Origin of the sequence: Arthrobacter agilis (assembly GCF_030816075.1) — a bacterium.
GTDB lineage: Bacteria > Actinomycetota > Actinomycetes > Actinomycetales > Micrococcaceae > Arthrobacter_D > Arthrobacter_D agilis_E.
In genome coordinates, this window is record NZ_JAUSXO010000001.1 from 2,128,094 (window position 1) to 2,146,678 (window position 18,585).

Here is an 18,585-nt window from a genome sequence, read left to right on the forward strand (position 1 = left end):
CTTCACGGGATTTCACTTAGCTGGCTAACGCCCGGATTCTGCTGGAGAAACCCGTGACCTTGCCCTCCCCCGCCCGGCTTCTGTGCGCCGCCCTGCTGTCCTTCGGTCTCGTCGGTAGCGCAGTTCCCGCACTTGCGAATGAGGCTTCGCCCTCGCTGCCACCCGCCGCACCCGCAGCTGTCACCGCAACAACTCCGGCAACGCCGATGCCACCGGCACCGGCACCGGCCCCGGCCCCGGCGCCCAGCGCTACGGCCCCGACCGTCGAGCCCGCTCCCGCCACCGTTCCGGGGACCACGAGCACTTCGACGCCACGGGCGAGCGAGCCTGCACCTGCTGCGACCGATGCGGCCGCCGCCGCACCGGATCAGGTCACGTCCTTCGTCCCGGACCTGAACTGGAATCCGCTCGCAGACCCGAACTCCAACGCGCGCTACGGGGAGCACTACACCGAGCCCGTCACCCCGATGAAGGCCGCATCGCCCCTCCGTCTCGACGGCAGCGGGGGCAACGCGGCCATCGCGCCGCGATCGGGTGAGTTCAAGGTCACCCTTGTCACGGTCCAGCTCGCGGGCAAGACCAAGGCGGACGCCGACGCGATCAACATGACGGCCGCGCGCAACTCGATCCTCAAGTCGAACGAATACTGGAACTCCGCGACCGCCGGACGCCTTTCGATGAAACAGGTGAACGAGTACCGCCACGTCTCGGCGGCCAAGATCACCGATTCCTACGGCACCATCATGGACAAGGTCACGAAGGAACTGAACTGGCAGTACCGGCCGTACGAGTCCCTCGTGATCTTCGTGCCGCACGCAGACCTGAACTACAACGGGTCCTGGGGCATCCTCGGCGGCGGCTTCACCGACGGCCCCACCAGCGGACGCGTCATCATGCCCTACCCCTCCGCCCTGACCAACAACGTCGTGACGCACGAGTTCGGCCACGTGCTCGGACTGCATCACGCCAACTCCCTCGCGTGCAGCAACGGGCGCCTCGATGTTGCACGGTCCGGGGCCTCGTGGACCGATCCCGCCTGCTGGTCGGCAGAGTACAGTGACACCTCCGACCTCATGGGCTACGCCCAGACCAGCTCCCCGCAGATCAACGCCTTCCTCTGGGAATACGGCGGATTCGGCCGTGGGGACGAGATCCAGGATCTCGGGACTCCTGCGGCCACCCGCTCCGTCACGCTCCGACCCTGGGCAGGTACGGCCTCGAGCCGGGCAGTGAAATTCACCGAATCGACGAGCGGCGAGACGTACTACCTGGAACTCCGGGCACCCGTCGGTAATGACGCGGTGACAGCCGTCGGCGGAAACCGGGGTGTCAAGATCACCAAGCAGGACATCCTCGGCTGGAGCGGGAACGCCTCCATCGTCCTGACCCCGAACAGTGCACGCTCGGGCTGGGGCAACACGTCGCTCACCTGGCAGCAGGGACAGACCTTCACCACGCAGGCCGGCACGAGACTCCGGATCGACTCCGTCAGCAACACCGAGGCCAGTGTCACGATCGAGCCCGTGCAGTCCGTCACGTCTGTGGCGGGTCCGTTGGTGGAGGGTGCTGCCGCGCGGACGCCGGCGGTCGGGGACCCCGTGTCGGGGCTGGTGTGCGGTATCAGTGGCGGCGGGTGCTACCAGAACTACCAGTACGGTCAGGTGCACTGGACGAAGGCCACCGGAGCGCACGCGACGCAGGGCGCGGTCAACACCGCCTGGGGCAGGACCGGATGGGAGAAGGGCGTCCTGGGATACCCGGTCAGCGATCTCACCTGCGGCCTGAAGAACAGCGGCTGCGTCCAGTCCTTCCAGGGCGGCAACATCTACTGGACCCCGGCCACCGGGGCGACACTGACACTCGGGGCGATTGACGGCGCGTGGAGCGCGCTCGGCCGTGAACGCAGCACCCTGGGCTACCCCACGGGCAACGAGAACTGCGGCCTCACCAACGGCGGCTGCTACCAGAACTTCCAGGGCGGCCAGATCCACTGGTCCCCCACCACCGGCGCTTCCGCGACCTGGGGCCCCATCGCCCTGGCCTGGGGACAGGCCGGCTGGGAGAAGGGCACCCTGGGCTACCCCACCAGCAACGAGACCTGCGGCCTCACCAACGGCGGCTGCTACCAGAACTTCCAGGGCGGCCAGATCCACCGGTCGGCCACGACCAGCCCCTACGCGACCACGGGCACCATCGCCTCCGCCTGGGCCGGCAGCGGCTGGGAAAAGGGCAAGATCGGCTACCCGACCAGCAACGCGATCTGCAGACTCGTCGGCAACGGCTGCCTGCAGACCTTCCAGAAGGGCAACATCTACACCTCCCCCGCCACCGGAACCGCCGTGACCTCCGGAGCGATCGACACGACCTGGAGCGCCCTGGGCCGCGAACGCGGGAAACTCGGCTACCCCACCGCCAACGAGACCTGCGGCCTCACCAACGGCGGCTGCTACCAGAACTTCCAGGGCGGCCAGATCCACTGGTCCCCCACCACCGGCGCCCAGCCCACCTACGGCACCATCGCCTCCGCCTGGGCCGGCAGCGGCTGGGAGAACGGCACCCTGGGCTACCCCACCAGCGGCGAGAACTGCGGCCTCACCAACAGCGGCTGCTACCAGAACTTCCAGAAGGGCCAGATTCACTGGTCCCCCACCACCGGCGCCTACGCCACCCGCGGCGTCTTCAACACCGCCTGGGGCAACACCGCCTGGGAAGCCGGCACCCTCGGCTACCCCACAAGCAACCAGTCCTGCGGCCTCGCCAACAGCGGCTGCTACCAGAACTTCCAGGGCGGCCAGATCCACTGGTCCCCCACCACCGGCGCCCACCCCACCACCGGCGCCATCGGCGCCGCCTGGCGCGCCACCGGCTGGGAGAACGGCACCCTGGGCTACCCCACCACCGACGAAACCTGCACCACCACCAAGACCTGCACCCAGAAATTCCAGAAAGGCCAACTCAGCTGGTCACCCACCCGCGGCATCACCCGCCTCTAACCCACACCACCAGGCGCGTAGACCCCAAGGACCTTTGATATGAACCCGCTCTCCCGCACGTCCCGACTGACAGCCGCAGCGTTCCTGGTGACGCTCGCCCTTGCGCCACTCCCCGCCGTCGCCTCGGAGGTGGTCGATCCGGTTCCGCCGTCGCAGGTCGCGCAACCCGAGGCACAGGCCCAACGCCCGACGGGTCCGGAGGCAGCTCCCGTACCGACCGCTGTACCGACCGCTGTACCGACCGCTGTACCGACCGCTGTACCGACCGCTGTGCCGACCGCTGTACCCACGACGCCCGCGAAGCCGGTAGATCCCGCTGCCCCTCCTGCGGAGCCGGGCCATGCGTCCGTCGCGTCGCCGAGCGCGGCTGACGCTGTCCGGGGTTACGGCAATGCCGCCATGGGTCAGGGCCTGGATCGGCTGAGGGCCACCGGCGATGCGCAAGTCGCGGCCGCCGTCGTGCAGCAGGAGACCGCCGTCCCCCGGTCGCAGGGCCTGGCCGCCACCTGGCGGCCGGCAGGCATCCAGGGGATCGACGTCAGTAGCCACCAGGCTGCCGTGGACTGGCGCACGGCCAGGACGCAGGGCGCTGAATTCGCGTACGTGAAGGCGACCGAGGGCACCGGCTACGTCAACCCGTTCTACGGCCAGCAGTACGACGGAGCGGCGTCCGTGGGCATGGTTCGCGGCGCCTACCACTTTGCGATCCCGACGACGTCGTCATCCGGCGCCCAGCAGGCGACGTACTTCGTGCGCAACGGCGGAGGCTGGTCGGCGGACGGGCGTACCCTGCCGCCGCTGCTCGACATCGAGTACAACCCCTACCCGTCGCTCGGCAACACCTGCTACAACCTGTCGGCCACGCAGATGGTGTCCTGGATCCGGGACTTCTCCTCCACGGTCCGGGCCCTCACCGGCCGGGTGCCCATGATCTATACGACGACGGACTGGTGGGCGACCTGCACCGGCAACTCCAGCGCGTTCGCCGATCATCCGCTGCACATCGCAGCCTACGGCCAGACGACGGCCGGACGCCTGCCCAACGGCTGGTCCTCCTACGCCGTCTGGCAGTACAGCAGCACCGGGCCCTTCGTCGGTGACTCGAACGTATGGCAGGGATCGGCGGCGGACCTCGCCTCCTTCACCACGAACTCCCAGGTCGCCTCTGTGGCGGGTCCGTTGGTGGAGGGTGCTGCCGCGCGGACGCCGGCGGTCGGGGACCCCGTGTCGGGGCTGGTGTGCGGTATCAGTGGCGGCGGGTGCTACCAGAACTACCAGTACGGTCAGGTGCACTGGACGAAGGCCACCGGAGCGCACGCGACGCAGGGCGCGGTCAACACCGCCTGGGGCAGGACCGGATGGGAGAAGGGCGTCCTGGGATACCCGGTCAGCGATCTCACCTGCGGCCTGAAGAACAGCGGCTGCGTCCAGTCCTTCCAGGGCGGCAACATCTACTGGACCCCGGCCACCGGGGCGACACTGACACTCGGGGCGATTGACGGCGCGTGGAGCGCGCTCGGCCGTGAACGCAGCACCCTGGGCTACCCCACGGGCAACGAGAACTGCGGCCTCACCAACGGCGGCTGCTACCAGAACTTCCAGGGCGGCCAGATCCACTGGTCCCCCACCACCGGCGCTTCCGCGACCTGGGGCCCCATCGCCCTGGCCTGGGGACAGGCCGGCTGGGAGAAGGGCACCCTGGGCTACCCCACCAGCAACGAGACCTGCGGCCTCACCAACGGCGGCTGCTACCAGAACTTCCAGGGCGGCCAGATCCACCGGTCGGCCACGACCAGCCCCTACGCGACCACGGGCACCATCGCCTCCGCCTGGGCCGGCAGCGGCTGGGAAAAGGGCAAGATCGGCTACCCGACCAGCAACGCGATCTGCGGACTCGTCGGCAACGGCTGCCTGCAGACCTTCCAGAAGGGCAACATCTACACCTCCCCCGCCACCGGAACCGCCGTGACCTCCGGAGCGATCGACACGACCTGGAGCGCCCTGGGCCGCGAACGCGGGAAACTCGGCTACCCCACCGCCAACGAGACCTGCGGCCTCACCAACGGCGGCTGCTACCAGAACTTCCAGGGCGGCCAGATCCACTGGTCCCCCACCACCGGCGCCCAGCCCACCTACGGCACCATCGCCTCCGCCTGGGCCGGCAGCGGCTGGGAGAACGGCACCCTGGGCTACCCCACCAGCGGCGAGAACTGCGGCCTCACCAACAGCGGCTGCTACCAGAACTTCCAGAAGGGCCAGATTCACTGGTCCCCCACCACCGGCGCCTACGCCACCCGCGGCGTCTTCAACACCGCCTGGGGCAACACCGCCTGGGAAGCCGGCACCCTCGGCTACCCCACAAGCAACCAGTCCTGCGGCCTCGCCAACAGCGGCTGCTACCAGAACTTCCAGGGCGGCCAGATCCACTGGTCCCCCACCACCGGCGCCCACCCCACCACCGGCGCCATCGGCGCCGCCTGGCGCGCCACCGGCTGGGAGAACGGCACCCTGGGCTACCCCACCACCGACGAAACCTGCACCACCACCAAGACCTGCACCCAGAAATTCCAGAAAGGCCAACTCAGCTGGTCACCCACCCGCGGCATCACCCGCCTCTAACCCACACCACCAGGCGCGTAGACCCGGGCACGATCCACTCCAGCGGATTGTGTCCGGGGCTCGCGGCCTCGCTATGATCGGGGCTTATGTCCCTGAGTGATCCGGCCGAGTCCGCGGCAGAACCCGCGCGTGTGAAGGCCGGACGGAGCAGGGGCGGAGGCCTGCCGGCCGTGGGTGCCGCCTCGGTGGTCGCGGCGGCCGCCAGCTACCTGATCCTCTTCATCGCCGCTCGCGCACTCAGCCCCGAGGAGAACGCCCAGTTCCTCACGTTCTGGGCGGTCCTGTTCTTCGTCCTCGGCGTCCTGGCGGGCATCATCAACGAATTCACACGCGCGGTCAGGGCAGCAGCGACGGACGTCGGACGGACGGCGCGCGGCGCGGCGGTCTTCCCCCTCGGACTGCTCATCGGCGGCGGGGGTGCGGTGGCTATCGCAGCGTCCTCGCCGCTCTGGGCGCCGTCGATCCTCCCGGACGACACCGTCCTGCTGGTCGCGGTCCTCTCGGTGGCCGCGATCACCTACGCGGGGCACTGTTCGCTGGCAGGAGCGGCCGGAGGGTCGCAGAGGTGGACGCTGTTCGCGGGCCTCGCCGGTTCCGAGGCGCTGCTGCGCCTGCTCCTCGTGGTCGTCGTCGCGCTCACCGTGTCCACGCGGCTCGGGCTGGAAGTGGCGAGCGCCGCAGGGGCCCTGACCTGGCTGCTCATCCTCCTGTTCACCCGCTCGTCACGGACGGCGGTGCGGGCACGGGCGGACGTCGGCGCATCGGCCCTCCTGTCCCAACGCCGGCCATGCCATGCTGTCGGCCGCAGCCACGGCGGCGCTCGTCACCGGGTTCCCCATCCTCCTGCGGCTGACGACGCCCCTCGAGCAGTACGCCGGCGCGGCACCCCTCCTGCTGGCGATCTCCCTCACCCGCGCGCCCATCATGATCCCCCTCCAGGCCTTCCAATCGGTGCTCATCTCCCGCTTCGTCGGCGTGACGGGCACCGCGCTCCTTCGTGCCCTCGTCCGGCCCGCCGCCGGACTGCTCGCACTCGGCTGCGTCGGTGCGGGCGCGGCCGGTCTCCTCGGGCCCTGGATCATGCTGATCTTCGGGCCCGCGTACGTCCTGGCCCCCCTGACCATGGCCGCCCTGACCTTCGCCGGCTGCCTGATGGCGGTGCTGACCCTGACGGGGACCGCGTGCCTCGCGCGAGGCGCACACTCCGCCTACTCGATGGGCTGGCTGATCGCGACGGCATCGACCTTCCTCATGCTCCTGCTGCCCGGCTCCCTCGAGTCCCGGGTCGTGCTCAGCCTGTTGTCGGGGCCCGTCGTCGGAGCCCTCGTCCATATCGCGGCTCTCCTGACCCTCGTCAGGGGACGGAAGACCGGTTCCCCGGTGGAAGAAGATATCGAACCATGACCTCCGGAGCTCCCCTCGTCAGCGTGATCGTGCCCGTCTACAACAGTGCCTCGACGATCGACCGAGCACTGGCCAGCGTCGTCGCCCAGAGCTACGAGGACTGGGAACTGGTGGTCGTCGACGACGCCTCGGGCGACGACTCCGCCCGACGGGCCCGGGCCTTCGCCGACGGAGCCCACGACAGGGCGGTGCGCGTGATCGAGTGCCCAGAGAACCGCGGCAGCTCCGCCGCCAGGAACACGGGCCTCGACGCCGCGACCGGTGAGTTCGTGGTCTTCCTGGACGCCGACGACGAGCTGCTGCCCGACTACCTCGAGGTGCTGACGGGCGCCTGCGACCCGGAGGCCGACATCGTCGTGTGTGGCCACGTCGTCGCGGTGGAGGGCTCCGAGGAGCGCCCGCGATCGAGCCGCGGCAGCGGGCGCATGGCCGGGACGGCCGCCCTGCGCCTGGCACTGGCCGACCGCATCACGCCGTTCCCCTGGGACAAGCTGTACCGCCGCAGCCTGTTCGACGGCATCCGCTACCCCGAGGGACTCAAGCGGTTCGAGGACATGGTGATGAATCTCTCCCTCTACCCCCGGGCGAGACACGTCGTCGTCCTGGAGCGGCCCCTGTACCGTTACCGGATCTCCGCCGGCTCCCTCACCTGGGGGCGGGTGCCGTCCCAGGACGACGTCGGGCGTGCCCTCGCGCACCTGGATGACCACCTCGACGATGCCTTCCGGCAGGAGCGGTTCCGCGCGCCGTTCCAGGCGATGCTCACACTCCTGACACTCCTCGTGGCGCAGAGCGCCGCCGCATCCGGCACCGGGGCCGACCAAGGGCACCCGGACCTCCGGCCGTACGCCGCGGCCCTCCCGCTCCGGCGCCTGGCCGGCTGCGCCAGGGTACGCCCGGACCTCGCAGCGGCGGGGCTGCTCCTCAAGGTCGCTCCCGCCCTGTTCGGGGCCGTGTACCGGCGTTACGCGCGGCGTTCGTACGGCGCGGAGTAGACGGGACGCGCACCCGGCCGGCCCGGTTCCCCCGCTGTCTTGGTATATCTTTGAAGTCATGCCCAATCCGTCCTACTCCCGCGCCCTCGTCATCATGCCGGCGTGGAACGAGGCCCAGACCGTGGGCAACACGGTCCGGGAGACACTGGCCCTCGGGCAGCGGTACGACGTCCTCGTCGTCGACGACGGCTCCTCCGACGAGACCGCTGCCGAGGCCGCGGCCGCCGGCGCGACCGTCCTGCGGCTTCCGTTCAACCTCGGGGTGGGTGGCGCCATGCGTGCGGGCTTCAAGTACGCGGCCCGCACCGGCTATGACGCCGTCGTCCAGGTGGACGCCGACGGCCAGCACGACCCCCGGGACATCGAGCGGGTGCTCCGCGGTCTCGACGACGCCGACATCTCCATCGGAGCGCGCTTCGCCGACCGCGGCGAGTACCGCGTGTCCGGTCCGCGCAAGTGGGCCATGCAATTCCTTGCCGGGGTCATCTCCGCTCTCGCCAAGACGCGCCTGACGGACGTGACCAGCGGCTTCCGGGCCGCCAACACCCGGGCGATCGCCCAGTACCTCGACCACTATCCGGCCGAGTACCTCGGCGACACCATCGACTCGCTCGTCGTCGCGATCAAGTCAGGTTGTCGGGTGGTCCAGGTTCCCGTGGAGATGCGCGTCCGCCAGGGGGGCACACCGAGCCACAATCCGACCAAGGCCGCCATCTACCTCGGCCGCTCCGTCTTCGCCCTGCTCTTCGCACTGACGCGCAGGAAATCCGGACCAGTCCATCTCGTGGGAGCCTGACTCTTGGAAACCATCGCCGCCTTCGTGCTGGCCATCATCATCGTCGCGGTCGTCCTCGACCTCCTGCGGCGCAAGAAGATCCGGGAGAAGTACGCGGCGCTCTGGCTGATCGTGGGTGCAGCCACCGTCGTACTCGGCGCATTCCCCCAACTCCTGGCGATCGCCGCGGAGACCGTGGGCGTCACCATCCCGTCGAACCTGCTCTTCGCGTTGGGAATCCTCTTCGTGCTGGGCGTGCTGCTGCACCTCTCCGTCGAGATCTCCTCGGTCGAGGACGAGACGCGGGCGCTCGCCGAGGAGGTGGCCATCCTGCGTGCCCAGCTCGAGGCCCTCGCCGCGGACCGGACGGTCCCGTCCGAGAAGGGGCCTGCCGACGCCGTGCGGGCGCCGATGGAGCCCCACGCCTCCGGTCACGGTTCCACAGGAGCGAACGGCGCGTCCCCCGTGCATCCTCCGCAGAAGCAGAAGCACCCCTGAGACCACGCTGCCCGGCGGAGCCCTCCGCCGCGCCAACCAACGGAAAGCTGGCCGACCCATGCCACTGGACATCTTCATCCCCTACTGGGGCGATCCCGGCTACCTCAAGGAGACCGTCCGCAGCGTGCTGGCGCAGGACTCCGACGACTGGCGCCTGACCGTCGTCGACGACGCCTACCCCGACCTGACCGTGAAGGAATACTTCGACGGGATCGAGGATGAGCGGATCACCTACATCCGCAAGGAGCAGAACGAGGGCATCACCGCGAACTACCGCACCTGCGTCTCGCTGGCGACGCAGGAGCTGATGACGATCCTCGGCTGCGACGACGTCCTGCTGCCGAACTACGTGGACACCGTCCTCGCCGCGCACCGCCGTTTCCCGGAGGCTGCGATCATCCAGCCCGGGGTGCGGATCATCGACGAGGCGGGAAAGGTCGTGACGACCCTCGCCGACACCGCCAAGCAGAAACTGGTCCGCCCCCGTGGGGCAGGGATCCAGCTCGTCTCCGGCGAGGCCATCGCGGCGAACCTCATGCACGGTGACTGGCTGTACTGGCCATCCCTCGCGTTCCGCACCGACAAGATCCGCGAGGTCGACTTCCGTGAGGGCTTCCCCATCATCCAGGACCTCGCCCTGGTGATGGACATGGTCTACAAGGGTGACCAACTGCTCATCGAGCCCACCCTGTGCTTCTCCTATCGGCGCCATTCGGCCAGCGCCTCGTCCTCCAAGCTGGTGGACGGCTCGAGGTTCGCCGGGGAACGCGAGTACTTCAGCGTTGCGGCCGGCCAGGCCAAGGAACTCAACTGGAAGCGCGCCGAACGCGCCGCGCGGCTCCGCCTGACCTCCCGGGCCCATGCCGCGACCCTCCTGCCCGGCGCCCTCCTCAGCCGCAACCAGACAGCAGCGAAGGCGCTCGCGCGCCACATCTTCGGCCTCTAACGGCCCCTTCAGGAAGGCTCTCATGACCCACGCCCCACATTCCGGCCAGCCCGACCAGACAGTCCTCGTCACCGGCGGAGCCGGCTTCATCGGTACAGCCATCTCCAGCGGCCTGGCGGCCTCCTTCGGCCGGGTCGTCGTCGTGGACAACCTCCACCCGCAGATCCACGCCTCCGGCGAGCGGCCGGCGGATCTCCATGCGTCGGCGGAGCTGATCCGCGGCGACATCACGGACGCAGGCGTCTGGGACAGCGTGCTCGCCACGGTGACCCCCGACGTGATCATCCATCTCGCCGCGGAGACCGGCACAGGACAGTCCCTCGAGGAGTCGACCCGGCACACGATGACGAACGTCGTCGGCACGTCCCAGATGCTCGATGCGCTCAATCGCCACAAGAAGCTGCCGCGTCGGATCGTCCTCTCGAGCAGCCGCGCAGTGTACGGGGAGGGCGCCTGGCGCCACACGGGAACGGACTCGCTCTTCTACCCGGGCCAGCGCACCAGCGCGACCCTCGATCAGGCACAGTGGGACTTCGCCGACGCCGAGCCCACGGCGATGAGGGCCGACGACGTCTTCCCCGCCCCGGTCAGCGTGTACGGTGCCACGAAGCTCGCCCAGGAGAACGTCCTGCTGGCCTGGGGCAAGTCCTACGGGGTCGAGACGGCGATCCTCCGGCTCCAGAACGTGTACGGCCCGGGCCAGTCGCTCATCAACCCCTACACCGGCATCATGTCGCTGTTCTGCAGGATGGCGAAGTCGGGCACCTCCATCCCCCTCTACGAGGACGGCGAGGTGCGCCGCGACTTCATCCTGATCGACGACGTCGCGTCGGCCCTCGTGGCCGCGGCGACCGCGCCGTCCGTCAGCGACACCCCTCTCGACATCGGTTCCGGGGAATTCCAGACGATCGGCACGGCCGCGGCGATCATCGCCGGGTACTACAGCGCACCGGCCCCGCACGTCACCGGCCAGTACCGGCAGGGCGACGTCCGGCACGCGTGGGCGGATGTCAGCGCGGCGCAGCAGGTACTCGGCTGGACCCCCCAGTACAACCTGGAGCAGGGTATCTCCCGGCTGGCCCGGTGGATCGACTCCCAGGCCGACGTCCAGCCGGCCTGACACCGACCAGGATCGGACCGGACGGCGCCTGCGCCGCGTGTCCGAGGAGAGCTCCCGCGCCGAGCGCGGGAGGCTCTCCTCGTTTCGGTCCTGCCCCATCCCCGTCCCGGCGCGCGGGTCCCTGGCCCGGGTGGGACCGGCGCCGTCAGGGGTTGATGATGAAGCGGGTGCCCGGAGCCTGCTCGCGGATCGCGTCCACGACCCCGTCGACCGCTGAGGGGTTCCCGACCAGGGGGAACATGGAGAGCGAGAGCTCCCAGCCGCCCTCGGTGTACGTACCGGTGAGTGCGCTGTACCACTGCTGCGCCAGAAGGGGGTTGAAGACGGTCCAGTCCTCGGTGGTGATGTAGATCGCCGGTTCGCCGCCCCCTTCCTCGACGGCCCGCAGGAGGGCATGGATGTGGGCGGGCACCTCCGCGATGGCTTCCTGCTGGTCGACGGCCTCCCGGGCAGCAGCGGATGCGCCCAGGAGCGGTTGGCCCCAGGGTACCGGGGCGGAGCCGAAGAGCTGCGTCGCCGCCCCTGCGGCGAGGACCGCCACGGCTACACCGGGGAGTCGGGACCCGGGCGGAGCAGCACGCGGGCGGACCGGCAGGCGCGGCCGTTCGAGGACGATCATCAGCGCCACGGCTGCCAGGACCAGTGCGACGAGCTCGAAGGCGATGAGGAACTTCAGGACGTAGTAGGACAGCTTGCCGGCCTCGACCAGCTGAACGCCGCCGAACCACAGGATGAAGAGCGCCCCTGCCGCCAGGACGAGGAGGGGCAGGCGCCTCCGGACCAGGGAGCCCGCCGCGGCACCTCGGCTCCGTGCGGCCCGGAAGGAGAGCACCGCACAGGCGACGAGGATCGCCGTGACCTCGACGACGTTGGGATCGGGCACTCCCCCGGTCGCCTCGATGACCGTCTTCACCTCGATCGCCGAGATCTGCCCCAGCGCGAGGGACACGCCCGCCACCGTCAGCAGCACGGTGACGGAGGCGGTGACCCATCCGGTCCAGGGGGCACGCCAACGGACCGCACGGGCCGGCAGGAACAGGACCAGCGGAAGGGGCACCAGGAACACGAGGAGGAGGACCCAGTTCTGGGCGACGCCGACGGCGCACCCGCCCAGGGCCGCGAGGGGCAGGGGAAGGAGGGGCTTCGCCATGGTGGACACCACGAGCACGGCCGAGACCACCAGCGCCACCCCGAGGTAGAAGTTGGGGAACCCGTGCTGGTACGCCATCGCCCCGGGCCCGAAGACCCACCCGGCCGACACGGCGGCCACGACGGGCGTCGCCACCAGGGGCCGCCGGCGCATCACTGGGAGCGACACCAGCCCGGCGGAGACGAGGACCGCCGCCATCACCGTGACCAGGGCGGACAGGCGTGCGTAGGCCACGACCGCCGCTTCGGGTCCGAGGGCCACCGGACCGAAGGCGAGCTGGGACGCCGTCGCCAGGACGGCGTGGAAGCCCTGCGGGTAGTCCTGGAAGGACCAGCGGGTTCCGTCCCCCGCCAGGCCCAGCAGCGGGATCACCCGGTCCCGGGCCTGCAGGGTCGAGTACATGGTGAAGTGGGAGGCGTTGTCCCAGTTCAGGGACAGCAGCGACAGTGCCCTGTCGGCGGAACCGGCGGCCAGTACCGGCAGCTGTGTCACGACGGCTGCCGCGCCGGTCAGGACCGGCAGCACGTCCAGCGGCCTGAACCGCGGAAGTACCCGCCCGAGTTCACCGGGCCTCGACGCCGCCCAGGCAGCCCACGCCGCGAACGCTCCGGCCACCGCCGCAAGGACGAACGCGCCGTAGTCGACGACGGTGAAGAGCTCCGGAATCCACCAGAGGAGCGGGGTGAAGCCCAGCATCGGCGGGAGGATCAGGACGATACGCCGGGACAGGGAGTCCGACGTCGGGAACCCCAGCAGGAGCAGCCCGAGAACGCCGATCATGACGGGTCCGTCGAGGAGACCCGCGAGTCGCAATGCCACGACGGTGAGGAAGACCCCGACACCGGCCGCAGCCGGAGCGAGCACACCCGCCCTGCGCCGGGACGTCGACCGGAGCTCCGCGGCTGAGAGGCTCACCCGCCTGTCGCCTGGGTCTCCACGATCGGTGGCCGCTGCCGGACGTGCGCGTCCTGCTGCTCCGGTGGTGCCGTGCGCCCGGCCTGGGCTGCCTTCCCGGCCGGTGCTCCCTCCTCCGGGGCTGCCCCTGCGGCCGGCGTCGCAGCCGTCGTAGGCGCGGGAGCAGCCTTCCCGTGCCGGCGCACCGCGCGCATCACGGGTCGTTCGACGAGGAGCCAGCTGGCGATCCCCGCGGCGATGGTGAGGGCCGCGGCCACGAGCATGTAGATGGCCAGTCCTCGCTCGTGGACCCCATGGATCGCGAGCAGCTGCTGGATCGGGAAGGCGTAGATGTACACGCCGTAGGACACGTCGTTCTTCCGGATCAGCAGCGGCGAGGGAACCAGCGTCGAGATCCAGAGGATGCCGTAGGCGATGAAGACGGCCGAGGCGGCTCCGCCCCAGTCCGGGACCAGGGCCGTGATCGCGACGGCGGCCACCACCGCTACCGCTCCGGGCAGCCAGTGGATGCCGATCCTGTCCTTCCACACCTGGACCACGGCGCCGCCGAGGAAGAAGGGCAGGAGGCGGAACAGCAGGTCGAAGTCGAAGTTGCCCTGGGTGTAGGCGGCGATGTCCTCGATGGAGGCGTGCGCGACCACGCTCGCGGCGAAGAGGATGGTGATGGGCCAGGGGGACTTGCGGATGATCGCGAAGATCCCGAGGACGGCGAGGATCACATAGCAGTAGAACTCGTAGTAGAGGCTCCACAACGAGCCGTTCCAGGCACCCGGGTAGGGTACGTCCGCGGGCGTGCCCGCCACGTCGTAGGTGATCATCTTCAACCCGAGATTGGCGAACACGTAGTTGAAGGGGGTCGTGCCGGTCGTGAGGAAACCGTCGAGGCTTCCGCGGGCGGCGTAATAGCCGAGGGGTGCGAAGAAGCCTGCGACGACGACGAGGCAGACGATGAACGCCGGCATGATCCGGGCGATCCGGTGTACCAGGTACTCCCCCAGCGAGTGGCTGAACCGGCTCGCGGTGATGAGGTAGCCGCTGACCACGAAGAAGCCCGCAACGGCCCATCCTCCGAGCGTGTCGCCGGCGAAGGCGGGTTCCTCAGCGCGTCCGGACAGCGGCCAGCTATGGTGGACCAGGACCGTCAGTGCGAGCACGAGGCGGATCAGGTTCAGGCCGTTGTTCCGGGTGTCGAACGGTCGACCGAACCACAGCCCAGACTGGTTTTTCCTCCGTGGCACAATCTCTCCATCAGCACGACCGACACTCGGGCAACCCGGTCATCCTACCCCAGCACCCTTCGCCGGCCACGGCTGCGATTTGGCCCTGCACTGCCGCACGGCAATAATTCGAAGAATGCGCGGGATTATCCTTGCCGGGGGAACCGGTTCCAGACTTCACCCGATCACCTTCGGCGTCAGCAAGCAGCTGATGCCCGTGTACGACAAGCCGATGATCTACTACCCGCTCTCCACGCTCATCCTCGCGGGCATCCAGGACATCCTGATCATCACGACCCCCCAGGATGCGGACCAGTTCCGCCACCTGCTCGGGGACGGCAGCCAGTTCGGGGTCTCACTCACCTACGTCCAGCAGCCCTCCCCCGACGGTCTCGCCCAGGCATTCATCCTCGGCGCGGAGCACATCGGACAGGAGACCGTGGCCCTGGTCCTCGGTGACAACATCTTCTACGGGCAGGGGATGGGTACGCAGCTGCGCCGCTTCGCCGACGTCGACGGCGGGGCGGTGTTCGGCTACTGGGTGGCCGAGCCCTCCGCCTACGGCGTCGTGGAGTTCGACGCCAACGGCCGGGCGCTCTCGCTCGAGGAGAAGCCGGAGAACCCCAAGAGCAACTACGCGGTCCCCGGTCTGTACTTCTACGACAACGACGTCATCTCCATCGCCGGGGATCTGAAGCCCTCGCCCCGGGGTGAGCTGGAGATCACGGATGTGAACAAGGCCTATCTCGAGGCCGGGCGCCTGCAGGTGGAGATCCTCCCCCGAGGGACGGCCTGGCTCGACACCGGGACCTTCGAGTCCCTCAGCGACGCGTCCAATTTCATCCGTACCGTGGAACACCGCCAGGGACTGAAGATCGGCTCTCCGGAGGAGATCGCCTGGCGCCAGGGGTTCCTCAGCGACGACGACCTGCGCCGTCGCGCGGAACCGCTCGTCAAGAGCGGCTACGGGCGCTACCTCCTCGGACTCCTGGCGCGCGGCAAATAGCCTCTGACGGATCCCCCGCCCGCCGGCGGATGCCACCCCCGGGTGCCTCGTCCGCGCAACCCGCCGGGCGGGGAATCCCGGTGCCCGCCCGACCCGCCGGAGCGGGGGTGCGGGTCTCGGGCTACTGGCAGACGACGACCTCGTACAGCTTGGCCGCACCCTGCTCGTCGACCAACCGCACGGCATCCGAATCGGCGAGGTCGTCGAACCCTGGGAAGAGGCCCTCGCCGCCGCCCTCGACCAGGTACTGCGTCCCGAAATCGAGGACGTAGGACACCCCGGTCTCCTCGACCGCGTCACAGGCCCGCGGGTCGGTGGCCGCGTCCCTCAGGGACTCGGACACCTCAATCGCGGCTGGACTCTGCGTTTCGAAGAGGTGGTAGGACAGGACCTTGCGTCCGGTGAAGGCGAACGCCAAGGTGCTCCCGTTCCATGGATTGCCCGCGATCACGGCATCCTCGGGCAGTGACTGATCCGCCCGTTCGAGCAACTCGTACTCATCGGACGAGAGGATCGATGTGGGGGTGTCCCTCAGGTAGAACTGCTCGCCGCCCTCGAGGTAGGTCTCGAGGGGCTCGGTCTGCGTGGAGACCGCGAGCAGCAGGGCGAGGACCGTGAGGCCGGCCGCATACCCGACGCGTCGCGCGGAGCGCCGGCCGCCCAGGAACCGTTCCTCCGTCCCGTCGCCCTTCGTGGCCGCAGTCCGGAGCCCGGCGAGCCAGGTGACCGCTGCTCCGGTTCCCAGCGCCCCGAGGAGCACTCCGAAGAGCGGCAGGAGCGCCGCCAGCCTGTTGGTGTCCGCGTACCAGATCCCGGTGAGGACTGCCCGCCACGGCCCTCGCTCGAGACCGGCGTCGACGACGTAGAGGTAGCCCACGAGTGCGAAGCTCACGAGCAGCCAGCGGTGGTGCCCTGAACGCAGGATGTGGATGATACCGACCAGGCCCAACACGGAGACGGCCAGGGAGATCAGCGGGAATCCCATCGGCGAGTAGGACAGCACCTCGCCCACCGCGCCGCCGGGAGTCTGATGGGGCCCCCACACGTCATAGGGCACCGGCCGCAGCTTGAGCCACAGGATTACGGACAACCCCAGTCCGGCCAGCGCGATACCACTCTTGAGGATCACCGCGCCCAGGGGGGTCCTGATCCGGGAGACGGTGACGGGCCATCGGACGAGCGCCCAGGCGAGGGCGGGGATGCTGACCAGCAGAAGGCTGTTCACGGTACTCATATGGGACAGCCCGAGGGCAGCAACGGCGATCAGGACGGCCAGCACGGCGGGAAGGACGGCCGCGCGTACCTGCCGCCCCATGCCGACGGCCAGCAGGACGGAACCGACGGCCGCGGGCAGCAGTGCCACCGACAGCATGTACGGGAAGAGCGGTCCCCACACCATCATGAGGTAGGGGAACCCGATGAAAGCGGCCGACAGCACGCCTGCTGCGAGGAGGACGGCGGGCCTCTTCCCAGCCACGATGCGGGCCAGGAGGACGATCGACAGCGGCCAGACGACGGCCGCGATGACGATGTTCAGTGCGTTGACCGCGATGGGCACCGAGGTGCCCGTCACCTGCACCACCAAGGCTGCGAGCGAGTGCCATGCCGCCGGGTAGACGGCGGCTGCGCCCGTGTTTCCCGTCATCTCACCCAGCGTGAGCGACGAGCCGTCCCCCGTGCTGACGATGTACTCCACCGCGTTCAGGTGGAACACGTTGTCGAACCGCTGGGCGATGTTCTCCGGGTTGCCGATCAGCGTGACGGTCCGCCAGGCGATGAGGGCGCCACCGAGAACGACGCCTGCTCCTGCTGCCGCCAGGACGCCGGTGCCATCAGGACGGGGTTCCTCCGTCCGTGGAAGCCGCCCGAAGCGACGTGTCAGGACGAAGGCGATCGCCGAGAAGACGACGGATGCTCCCAGGACGAGCCAGATCGACCACCGTATGCCGATCAGGGACCCGAGTACCGCGGCGACACCGGCGACCGCCACGCTGAACAACGGTGCGAGTCCCACGGCGATCAGGCGCCGGAAGCCGAGCCCGAGTGAGAGAAGGACACCGGGCACCACCATCACGGCGACCGTGACGAGTAGCACCGGCACAGTGGACCACCAAGACACATTTCCTCCATCGGCAGCTCCAAGGGCTGCATCATTCCTGTTGCCGTTCGGCTCGGCCGACGGGACCCACCCGAGGGATGGCGTTGCTTTGGGAGGCGTCAGCTCGCGCGCAGGCGCTCGACGACCTCATCGACGGGCCCGTCCATCAGGATCTTCCCGTGATCCAGCAGGACACCGCGATCACAGATCCTGGCCACCATGTCGAGGTCGTGGCTGACCACGACGAGGGTCTTCCCCTCGGCGGCGAGCTCCGCGATCTTCGCCAGGCACTTCTTCTGGAACGGTTCGTCGCCGACGGCGAGGATCTCGTCGATGAGGAAGACCTCCGGGTCCGTATGGACGGCGACGGAGAAGGCGAGCCGGAGATACATGCCGGACGAGTAGAACTTGACCTCGGTGTCGATGAACTGCCCGATCTCGGAGAACTCGACGATCGAGTCGAAGCGCTCCTCGATCTCCGCGCGTTCCATGCCGAGGATGGCGCCGTTGAGATAGACGTTGTCACGACCGCTGAGGTCCGGGTGGAACCCGGCCCCCACCTCGATCAGGCCCGCCACCCTCCCCCGGGTGTGCACGCTGCCGGTATCGGGGCGCATCACCCCGGAGATGTGCTTGAGCAGGGTCGACTTCCCGGAGCCGTTGAAGCCCAGGAGGGCGACCGTCTCCCCCTCCTGGATGGTGAGGGACACGTCGGACAGCGCGTGGAAGCGCTCGGACAGGTCGCCCTTGCGACCCTTCATGAGCCAGACGAAGGCTTCCTTCATGGACCGGGTATGGCGCAGGACGAACTGCTTGTTGACGTCGCGGATCTCGATGGCTGTGCTCACG

13 protein-coding genes are annotated in these 18,585 nt (G+C 69.2%); 9 read left to right on the top strand and 4 right to left on the bottom strand.

Features of this window, described 5'->3' with window-relative positions:
• Positions 1–206 precede the first annotated feature (206 nt).
• The 8 genes from QFZ50_RS09935 (at position 207) to QFZ50_RS09970 (ending at position 11,350) form a co-directional block, all read left to right on the top strand.
• Positions 207–2,993, top strand: coding sequence for a hypothetical protein (locus QFZ50_RS09935; RefSeq protein ID WP_307083800.1), 2,787 nt, complete (start codon positions 207–209; stop codon positions 2,991–2,993).
• Positions 2,994–3,392: 399 nt separating this feature from the next.
• Positions 3,393–5,612, top strand: a complete 2,220-nt coding sequence (locus tag QFZ50_RS09940; protein WP_307083801.1) for a GH25 family lysozyme — start codon at positions 3,393–3,395, stop codon at positions 5,610–5,612.
• 792 nt (positions 5,613–6,404) lie between these two features.
• On the top strand, positions 6,405–7,016 hold the full coding sequence (locus QFZ50_RS09945; protein ID WP_307083804.1) for a hypothetical protein: 612 nt from the start codon (positions 6,405–6,407) through the stop codon (positions 7,014–7,016).
• Entirely contained in the window at positions 7,013–8,011 is a 999-nt protein-coding gene (locus tag QFZ50_RS09950; RefSeq protein ID WP_307083806.1) for a glycosyltransferase family 2 protein, read from the top strand. The genes QFZ50_RS09945 and QFZ50_RS09950 overlap by 4 nt, the downstream gene beginning before the upstream one ends.
• A 58-nt stretch (positions 8,012–8,069) precedes the next feature.
• Positions 8,070–8,807, top strand: coding sequence for a glycosyltransferase family 2 protein (locus tag QFZ50_RS09955; RefSeq protein WP_307083808.1), 738 nt, complete (start codon positions 8,070–8,072; stop codon positions 8,805–8,807).
• Positions 8,808–8,810: 3 nt separating this feature from the next.
• Positions 8,811–9,284, top strand: a complete 474-nt coding sequence (locus tag QFZ50_RS09960; protein WP_307083809.1) for a DUF2304 domain-containing protein — start codon at positions 8,811–8,813, stop codon at positions 9,282–9,284.
• Between the two features lie 58 nt (positions 9,285–9,342).
• A complete protein-coding gene (locus QFZ50_RS09965; RefSeq protein WP_307083811.1) occupies positions 9,343–10,230 on the top strand; it encodes a glycosyltransferase family 2 protein in 888 nt (295 codons plus the stop codon).
• Between the two features lie 22 nt (positions 10,231–10,252).
• Positions 10,253–11,350 carry an NAD-dependent epimerase/dehydratase family protein gene (locus QFZ50_RS09970; RefSeq protein WP_307083813.1) on the top strand — a complete coding sequence of 366 codons (1,098 nt, stop codon included), beginning with the start codon at positions 10,253–10,255 and terminating at the stop codon, positions 11,348–11,350.
• A 145-nt stretch (positions 11,351–11,495) separates the two neighbouring features.
• Here QFZ50_RS09970 and QFZ50_RS09975 read toward each other — a convergent pair whose 3' ends face one another.
• Together QFZ50_RS09975 and QFZ50_RS09980 are read right to left on the bottom strand one after the other, a co-directional pair.
• Positions 11,496–13,415, bottom strand: coding sequence for a hypothetical protein (locus QFZ50_RS09975; protein WP_307083814.1), 1,920 nt, complete (start codon positions 13,413–13,415; stop codon positions 11,496–11,498).
• Positions 13,412–14,653, bottom strand: a complete 1,242-nt coding sequence (locus tag QFZ50_RS09980; protein ID WP_307083816.1) for an acyltransferase family protein — start codon at positions 14,651–14,653, stop codon at positions 13,412–13,414. Before QFZ50_RS09980 ends, QFZ50_RS09975 begins: the two co-directional genes overlap by 4 nt.
• A 115-nt stretch (positions 14,654–14,768) precedes the next feature.
• Here QFZ50_RS09980 and rfbA point away from each other — a divergent pair, with 115 nt between their 5' ends.
• Positions 14,769–15,638 carry a glucose-1-phosphate thymidylyltransferase RfbA gene (rfbA, locus tag QFZ50_RS09985; RefSeq protein WP_307083818.1) on the top strand — a complete coding sequence of 290 codons (870 nt, stop codon included), beginning with the start codon at positions 14,769–14,771 and terminating at the stop codon, positions 15,636–15,638.
• Between the two features lie 121 nt (positions 15,639–15,759).
• Here rfbA and QFZ50_RS09990 read toward each other — a convergent pair whose 3' ends face one another.
• Both QFZ50_RS09990 and QFZ50_RS09995 read right to left on the bottom strand, forming a co-directional pair.
• Entirely contained in the window at positions 15,760–17,733 is a 1,974-nt protein-coding gene (locus QFZ50_RS09990; protein WP_307083820.1) for a DUF6541 family protein, read from the bottom strand.
• Positions 17,734–17,855: 122 nt separating this feature from the next.
• The gene (locus QFZ50_RS09995) at positions 17,856–18,584 is read right to left on the bottom strand and encodes an ABC transporter ATP-binding protein (protein WP_307083822.1); all 729 of its coding nucleotides are present in this window, start codon (positions 18,582–18,584) and stop codon (positions 17,856–17,858) included.
• Position 18,585 lies beyond the last annotated feature (1 nt).

Bases quoted from the DNA above. Each gene is read 5' to 3' on its own strand.
- QFZ50_RS09935 (WP_307083800.1), top strand. From the start codon at position 207: ATGCCACCGGCACCGGCACCGGCCCCGGCCCCGGCGCCCAGCGCTACG.
- QFZ50_RS09940 (WP_307083801.1), top strand. From the start codon at position 3,393: ATGGGTCAGGGCCTGGATCGGCTGAGGGCCACCGGCGATGCGCAAGTC.
- QFZ50_RS09945 (WP_307083804.1), top strand. From the start codon at position 6,405: ATGCTGTCGGCCGCAGCCACGGCGGCGCTCGTCACCGGGTTCCCCATC.
- QFZ50_RS09950 (WP_307083806.1), top strand. From the start codon at position 7,013: ATGACCTCCGGAGCTCCCCTCGTCAGCGTGATCGTGCCCGTCTACAAC.
- QFZ50_RS09955 (WP_307083808.1), top strand. From the start codon at position 8,070: ATGCCCAATCCGTCCTACTCCCGCGCCCTCGTCATCATGCCGGCGTGG.
- QFZ50_RS09965 (WP_307083811.1), top strand. From the start codon at position 9,343: ATGCCACTGGACATCTTCATCCCCTACTGGGGCGATCCCGGCTACCTC.
- QFZ50_RS09970 (WP_307083813.1), top strand. From the start codon at position 10,253: ATGACCCACGCCCCACATTCCGGCCAGCCCGACCAGACAGTCCTCGTC.
- rfbA (WP_307083818.1), top strand. From the start codon at position 14,769: ATGCGCGGGATTATCCTTGCCGGGGGAACCGGTTCCAGACTTCACCCG.